General features: G+C 53.0%; 10 protein-coding genes. 5 read left to right on the forward strand and 5 right to left on the reverse strand.

Translation table 11 applies throughout. From position 1 onward, the window contains the following. Positions 1–197 precede the first annotated feature (197 nt). Genes AK963_RS24270 through AK963_RS24280 form a run of 3 tightly spaced genes read right to left on the reverse strand, consistent with a single transcriptional unit; the run spans position 198 to position 2,094 of the window. Positions 198–1,490: a hypothetical protein gene (locus AK963_RS24270; protein ID WP_066017973.1), complete on the reverse strand. Its 1,293-nt coding sequence runs from the start codon at positions 1,488–1,490 to the stop codon at positions 198–200. Beyond that, positions 1,487–1,792, reverse strand: coding sequence for a hypothetical protein (locus tag AK963_RS24275; RefSeq protein WP_066017974.1), 306 nt, complete (start codon positions 1,790–1,792; stop codon positions 1,487–1,489). Before AK963_RS24275 ends, AK963_RS24270 begins: the two co-directional genes overlap by 4 nt. Next, on the reverse strand, positions 1,789–2,094 hold the full coding sequence (locus tag AK963_RS24280; protein WP_066017975.1) for a hypothetical protein: 306 nt from the start codon (positions 2,092–2,094) through the stop codon (positions 1,789–1,791). The genes AK963_RS24275 and AK963_RS24280 overlap by 4 nt, the downstream gene beginning before the upstream one ends. Before the next feature lie 237 nt (positions 2,095–2,331). On the opposite strand from AK963_RS24280, the gene AK963_RS24285 reads away from it, so the two are divergent. After that, on the forward strand, positions 2,332–2,955 hold the full coding sequence (locus tag AK963_RS24285; protein ID WP_139117628.1) for a S24 family peptidase: 624 nt from the start codon (positions 2,332–2,334) through the stop codon (positions 2,953–2,955). Here the strand turns inward: AK963_RS24285 and AK963_RS24290 are convergent. Together AK963_RS24290 and AK963_RS24295 are read right to left on the reverse strand one after the other, a co-directional pair. Beyond that, positions 2,952–3,224 (reverse strand): RusA family crossover junction endodeoxyribonuclease, encoded by a 273-nt coding sequence (locus AK963_RS24290; RefSeq protein ID WP_066017977.1) that lies wholly within the window; start codon positions 3,222–3,224, stop codon positions 2,952–2,954. The two genes, AK963_RS24285 and AK963_RS24290, sit on opposite strands and share 4 nt — an antisense overlap. Before the next feature lie 100 nt (positions 3,225–3,324). After that, a complete protein-coding gene (locus AK963_RS24295; RefSeq protein WP_066017978.1) occupies positions 3,325–3,504 on the reverse strand; it encodes a hypothetical protein in 180 nt (59 codons plus the stop codon). Between the two features lie 152 nt (positions 3,505–3,656). Here AK963_RS24295 and AK963_RS24300 point away from each other — a divergent pair, with 152 nt between their 5' ends. From AK963_RS24300 to AK963_RS24315, 4 genes are all read left to right on the forward strand, one after another. After that, positions 3,657–3,992, forward strand: a complete 336-nt coding sequence (locus tag AK963_RS24300) for a hypothetical protein (protein WP_066017979.1) — start codon at positions 3,657–3,659, stop codon at positions 3,990–3,992. Further along, positions 3,985–4,344, forward strand: coding sequence for a hypothetical protein (locus AK963_RS24305; RefSeq protein ID WP_066017980.1), 360 nt, complete (start codon positions 3,985–3,987; stop codon positions 4,342–4,344). The genes AK963_RS24300 and AK963_RS24305 overlap by 8 nt, the downstream gene beginning before the upstream one ends. Beyond that, positions 4,334–5,107 (forward strand): ERF family protein, encoded by a 774-nt coding sequence (locus AK963_RS24310; RefSeq protein WP_066017981.1) that lies wholly within the window; start codon positions 4,334–4,336, stop codon positions 5,105–5,107. Before AK963_RS24305 ends, AK963_RS24310 begins: the two co-directional genes overlap by 11 nt. A gap of 4 nt (positions 5,108–5,111) precedes the next feature. Next, positions 5,112–6,315 (forward strand): lambda-exonuclease family protein (locus AK963_RS24315; RefSeq protein ID WP_066017982.1); only part of this gene is annotated, 1,204 nt, incomplete at its 3' end.

Raw genomic sequence — 6,315 nt, forward strand, 5'->3', positions numbered from 1 at the left:
GCGCCTGATAGGCATTGGCAAACCGCACCTTCGCGTCCCGCTGCTCCTGAGCGGTCAGGGCAGAACGCAGTTCATGCCAGCCCGTCTCCCTCCCCGCCAGATACACCGCCCGATGGCTCCAGGGGTGGTGACTGGGCGAACCTGCGCCGTCGTTGGCCTCCAGCCACGCCTTCGCCATCGGGGGCAGTCCGATCTCCTCAGGTTTCGGCTGGCACAGCCTCAGAAACTCCGGGGCTGACGGTGGCCAGTCCTTCTCCTGCTGACACCGTTTGATGCCCAGAGCCAGCAGTTTCGGGTCTAAATCCTTCAGGGTGTTCAGCCATGCCCCCGTGCGATCCGCCAGGCCGTGCTCCTTCGTCCACTTCGCGCCGTACAGGCCCGTCATGGTCGAAAACAGCTCCGCGATCAGCTTCGGGGTTATACCCGTCGCGCTCCTGGCGCTTGGTGGCACTTCCCCCGTCCTGGAGGTCGTACCCTGTGGTTTCTGCGAACTCCGGTTCAGGCTGGAGGTATTCCCGGTTGGCTTCGATGACTTGATCGAGCGCACTGCGCTGGCTGCCAGCTCTTTGCCTTGCCGCATAATTCACCGTCCATGGATTCTTAAGGTTGTCTGGGTTGTTCAGGTAGGGTTCCGTGGTCATCACGTACTGGGTGCCGGTCTGACCGATTTCGTCACAGTACCGGGCGTAGGCTTGCAGGTTGGCCAGCAGTTGCTCCGGGGTAAACAGTTTCTGCCGGATCAGCTTCTGGTACTTGCTGAAGGTTTTCTGCTTGTAGCCCTTCTTGCCCTCCCGCTTGGGAAAGGTCTGCCACCACTGCTCAAATTCCCCGGCATAGGGCACTGCGATTTTTTCCGGTTTATTCTCAGGGACTGCCGTGGGCGATTCAGGTGTACCAGTCGTGCTCCCGACACTTGATGGCACTTCCCCCGTCCTGGGGGTCGTGCGGTCGTCAGACTGCACGTATTCTTTTAACCTATTCTCTAGTTCTCTATTTCTCTTATTCTCTGGACGAACTTCTTCCGAACAACTCCCGAACAACCTCCGAACGTCTTCAATTAATCCACCAGTGTCCTTCGAGGGCTTGATACTGCTGGCTTTAACGCACGTCACCTGCATCACATCCACTACGGCAGGCAGGACAGAAACCACGGCAGCAGGAAGACTGCGCAGCACCCTTAACCGGGCATCCATCTGGGCAATATTGTCTGCCGGATTGTGCTCCATAAACTTATGGATACAGACGTACTTTTGCCGTTCGGCATACGTTAGGAAGTTATTCGCCGTCAGTTCGGAGAGGGTTCGGGAAACCTTCGCCACGTCCCAGTCAAGGTCGGCGGCAATGTAGTTCAGGGGCAGGCGATAAATGCCCACCATGTTCGAGTGCCTGCAGGTCAGCAGGTATAAAGCCATCAGCTTGGCTTCGTCTGACAACAGCTCAACATCGTCACTGATCCAGAACCGGGAGGACACCTTGCCAAAGTCTTTCATTGATTCGCCCCCGGAAAGAAACGGTCAATCTTGCGGACCTGCTCCTGGTTACGGGACATCCACTTTTCGATAAAGTTGAACACATTGCCCCGTGAGCCCGGCTGATCCCAGCGGTCAATCATGTAATGGAACGCATTGATCATGTGGTCTTCAATGTGATCTGCGATCAGTGGGAACTGGTCTTTGAGATACTCAACAAACTCAATATTGGTCTTCAGTGGTGGGTTGTCCTTAACCGGCCATGAAATCTCATTCCATGCCAACGGGTTCGGATTTACTCCTTCAGCTACCGGGTCTATCACGCGCCACCTCCTTTGGCCTGCAATGCGATGCCGATCAGGTGGCACTCGTCCTGTTCGATGGTGAACTCAACCCCATCCCTTATCAGGGTCGCCACTGCACGGGGCGGAACCTTTTCGCTATACTCTTTTTCCGGCAGACGGCCCGTCTCCGTGGAACATGTCACACCGGTCACTTGGCCGTTATTCCCCCTTGCGCAGTTGGACGCCGATATGCCGATCATGGCTTCCATTCCGTTCAGGGTGACACCGGAGGCTTCACGGGTGGTCTGGAGGTTATGGTGGGGCTGCAATGGGATGGTCACTGTTTATTCCTTTAGGCTTTTTTTGATTTACCCATTCACGGTAAATTCAAAAGCTAACTTTGTAAACAAACAACTCAACTTGCTAACACCTTGAATATTTTGATAACGAACTATGCGAAACAACCAAATGGCCAGAGCCTGTCTGCCATCGTACCTGCTGCTTTTTTCTTTTCTTGGCTGGTTTACAATCAGTAAACAATGGATAAAACCGGTTATCAGACAAGTAAGGATAAGAACGTGACAACCTGGGCAGAACGGGTAAGACAACGGGCGTCTGAACTCAAACTTTCCGATGCCGACATCGCAAGGCGGGTGCCCTGTTCCAGGGCATCGTTCAGTAACTGGATGAGTGGGAAGCGTTCCCCTAAGCCAATGCATCGCTACATCATTGCCGACATTCTAGGGGTCACGGCACACTGGCTGGAAACCGGCGAGGAAGCACCTGAAAAAATTCCCGGAGTTGATGTTGGCAAGTTCATTCAGGCAATGGCGGACCTGGAAGCCAGGGAACAAACCACATCCGAAAACACCGGTATCACCATCCTGAAAAAGGACAGTCAGGGGTATCTGCTCCGCATGACCAGTGATGCCATGCTCAATCCCCATGATGGCGAACACCGAAATATTCCAGTGGGCAGTACCGTTCGCATCGACACCACCGTTGCTCCTCAACCCGGTGACATTATCCTGATCGAGTACGAAGGCGAGCTGCGGTTACGGGTCTGGCGTCCTGCCGAAGGGCAGTACCACCGCCTGCTGGTTATCAACCCGTTTTACCAGAATATGCTGGCCATTGATTACGAAGGGCCACTGGAAAAAATCTATCGCGGCAAAGCGGTGTCCATCTTCACCACCCTTTAGTCCAGCCCCAATACACCCGGCTGCTGCCCATATACCTTCATGCAGCGGCCATCGACAATCTGCTTGTCATCCTCCCGCATCAGCCCATTCAGGGCATCGCAGTAGAGCTTGGCAACATTATCAAAATCCGGCTTCACCGATTTTTTTTCTTTGACCAGCTTTTCGTAATTGGAAACACCGCCAGCACCAGCTCCCCAAGTTAACCAGCCAGTAAGTCTGGACTGCCCTATGGCGGCCAGATTGGTCACCTGCTCGGCCTGTCTGGTCACTTCCGGTGTATTTACCCGTCGCCTTTCAAGTTGCTACGTTGTTGGCTGCATTCGCTCACCATTGTCACATAGTATTTCTATGTCCCATGGCTTCGCTCATTTACCACCACGTAGCAACTTGAAATCCATTGGTTATAGCAACGACCGTACGGGTAAATCTTGACCATCCCTTTCCCATGGGGAGGTCGTTAACCAGTGTTAACAAACTGTCTCTGCTTTTTTCAGCGACTACCAATTGTAAGTCCTCCGGCAGCCTTTCCAGCCATTTCTTCAGCTTCATTCCCGCCCCTAAGCCTTGCACACCAGCATCAATAGTTTTTAACAATCACAATATAATTTTTAATTACTAAATACGATAATGTTAGCTATATTAGCTTTGCTATCTTTTATGTAAACAAAGATAACAATTTAATTAAACATAAAGGCAACTCAATGGACGCAGTACGTCTAGACCCCTATGGCATTCAGAATGCCGCTGACCACAAAGAGGCACTGGCCCGGTTTATTGAGTCCGAGCTGGAAGCTATCGAAACCAACCTGAAAGATCAACTCGACAGCCAGTCGGCCTGCACCGTAAACGGCATCGGCACCATCAACCTTTACCGCTTCCTCAACTTCCTCATCACTGAAGAATTTAACCCTCAACAGGGTTTCAGGTTGCTGGCTGTACACCACCTGGCTTATGCCTGCGACCACAACGAAGAAGCCCGTCTGACCGGTCGGGATATCCGTAACTACGCAATAGAAAGAGGTTATTGCCATGGATAACACCAACCAATTACACGCATCCGTGCTTCACAGTGTTAGCGACTGGCTAAAAGAGTTAAGGGTGATGTACGACCTGACTGTGTTCCTCAATCTGGTGGATGAAATCGCTAATAGCATTTCCGTATCCATGACCAGCGAACAAATTCACACCGTCATCAGAGAAACCATGGGGTCATGGTTCAAGCGCCAGAAAATAGAGGATGTTCTCTTTATCCCTGTAGATGACTGGTATGAGCTGAACGAAAAAATTGCCAGCAATATAGTGACCACCTTAACCGCTGATATCTGCGATAGGGCTCTTAGTCGGCGCTCTCAGGTTTTACGTGACAGGAGCTTGCGTAATGCCAACTAAAAAGAAAGAACAGCAACCGATGATGCCCCAGAGAGCCATGCCCATGACCGCGCCAGACACCCAGTCGGTCAGCGAAATCGGCCTGCTTCTCAACCGGGCAATGGAACAGAACGCCAACATCGAAACCCTGGAACGGGTAATAAAACTGTACGAACAGGGCCAGCACATACTGGCCAAGCAACAGTTCCACCATGCTTTTGCTGCCTTCCAGAGCGAAATGCCCAAGGTTAGGCGCAGCAAACAGGCCAACTTCCCGACCCGTAACGGTAGCACGATGTCCTACAGCTACGCCTCACTGGATGATGTGGTGGAAGCAGTAAAACCTGTACTGCATAAATTCGGGCTCAGCTACTGGTTTGAACAACAGCAGGAAGGCCCCTCCATATCGGTAACCTGCACCGTCAGCCACGTATCAGGCCACAGCATCAACAACGTAGTGACAGGCCCTATTGATACCAGCGGCAATAAAAACGGCATCCAACAGGTATCCTCTACCATCACCTACCTGAAGCGGATCGCACTGGTGGGTATCCTCGGCGTGGCCTGCACCGACGAAGACATGGACGGCTATTCACCGGACATACCACAACAGAAGGCATCCACTTACCCGGAGGATGATTTTCAGCGCAACCTGCCAGACTGGACCACCCGAATAGAATCCGGTCGCAACTCCGTGGACGAGATTCTGACCAGTATCAACAGCAAGGCCCCCGCAACCCCTGAACAAGTCCAATGCCTCCAGTCCATCCAATACAAAGGATAATCCAATGCAACTGATCAACGTTCGACAGGGCAGCCCTGAGTGGCTGACCCTGCGCCGGGAACACTTCACCGCCAGTGAAGCGGTGGCCATGATGGGGGATAGCCCCTTCAAAACCCGTGACCGGCTTCTCCATGAAAAAGCCACGGGCAGCACCGAGGAAGTAACCCCACAGCAGCAACAGCGTTTTGATGATGGACACGCCGCTGAAGCACTGGCCCGTCCACTCATTGAAGAACAGGAAATGAAACAACTGTTCCCGGTCACTGGCACCCGTGATGTTGACGGCCTGCCTCTGCTGGCCAGTTTTGACGGCCTTGATCTGGATCGCACCCTGATCTTCGAGCACAAGCTATGGAACAAGAAAGTTGCGGCACAGATCGAGGGAGATTGCTTAGAACCTGCCTATTACTGGCAACTGGAACATCAGCTCCTGGTGACTGGACAGGATAATGTTCGCGTCATCTTTGTCTGCTCTGATGGCACCCGTGACAAACTGCGCTGGGTCTATTACCAGACCCGTGATGATCGTCGTCAGGCCTTGATCGCCGGTTGGCACCAGTTCAAGGAAGACCTCGACAACTACCAGCCCCAGCCAGCACCGGCACAGCCACTGGTGGGCGAGGTCATTCAGAACACCACGGCTCTGGCGGTGCAGATCAACGGATGCGTGTCCAGCTCCAATCTGCACCTGTTGGAAGAACAGGTACACCACTGCCTTAATTCCATAAAATCCGCACTGGTCACGGATCAGGACTTTGTTAATGCCAAAGCCGCTGTGAAATTCCTGAAGACCACGGAACAGAAGCTGAAGGATGGGAAGGAGGCAGCACTGGCACAAGTACCGGACATATTCCGGCTCTTTGCGGCCATTGATCGCCTGACGAAGGACGTAAAAAACAAATACAAGCTGCTGGCCGATCAAATTAAGGATCAGGACAGGCACATCAAGGACAGCATCGTCCTGCAAGCCGTCACCACACTGGAAAAGGAACGTCAGGCCCTGAATGTCGAGCTGACGCCCGGCTGGATCGCTTCCGTCATCACCCCCGGCGAGTTCCAGGAGGTGATCAAGGGCAAACGTAATATCTCCAGTATGCAATCAGCCGTCAATGACCGGCTGGCGCAGGCCCGTATCGAGCAGAAGCAGCAGGCCAAAGCGGTGAGAAACAATCTGGCCGTGTACCAGAAGATGGCTGCCGACAAGGACT

It is taken from the genome of Endozoicomonas atrinae (assembly GCF_001647025.1).
In the GTDB taxonomy this organism is placed as follows: Bacteria; Pseudomonadota; Gammaproteobacteria; order Pseudomonadales; family Endozoicomonadaceae; genus Endozoicomonas; species Endozoicomonas atrinae.

Coding starts and splice junctions, on each gene's coding strand:
- AK963_RS24270 (WP_066017973.1), bottom strand. CDS start 1,490: ATGAAAGACTTTGGCAAGGTGTCCTCCCGGTTCTGGATCAGTGACGAT.
- AK963_RS24295 (WP_066017978.1), bottom strand. CDS start 3,504: ATGAAGCTGAAGAAATGGCTGGAAAGGCTGCCGGAGGACTTACAATTG.
- AK963_RS24300 (WP_066017979.1), top strand. CDS start 3,657: ATGGACGCAGTACGTCTAGACCCCTATGGCATTCAGAATGCCGCTGAC.
- AK963_RS24305 (WP_066017980.1), top strand. CDS start 3,985: ATGGATAACACCAACCAATTACACGCATCCGTGCTTCACAGTGTTAGC.
- AK963_RS24310 (WP_066017981.1), top strand. CDS start 4,334: ATGCCAACTAAAAAGAAAGAACAGCAACCGATGATGCCCCAGAGAGCC.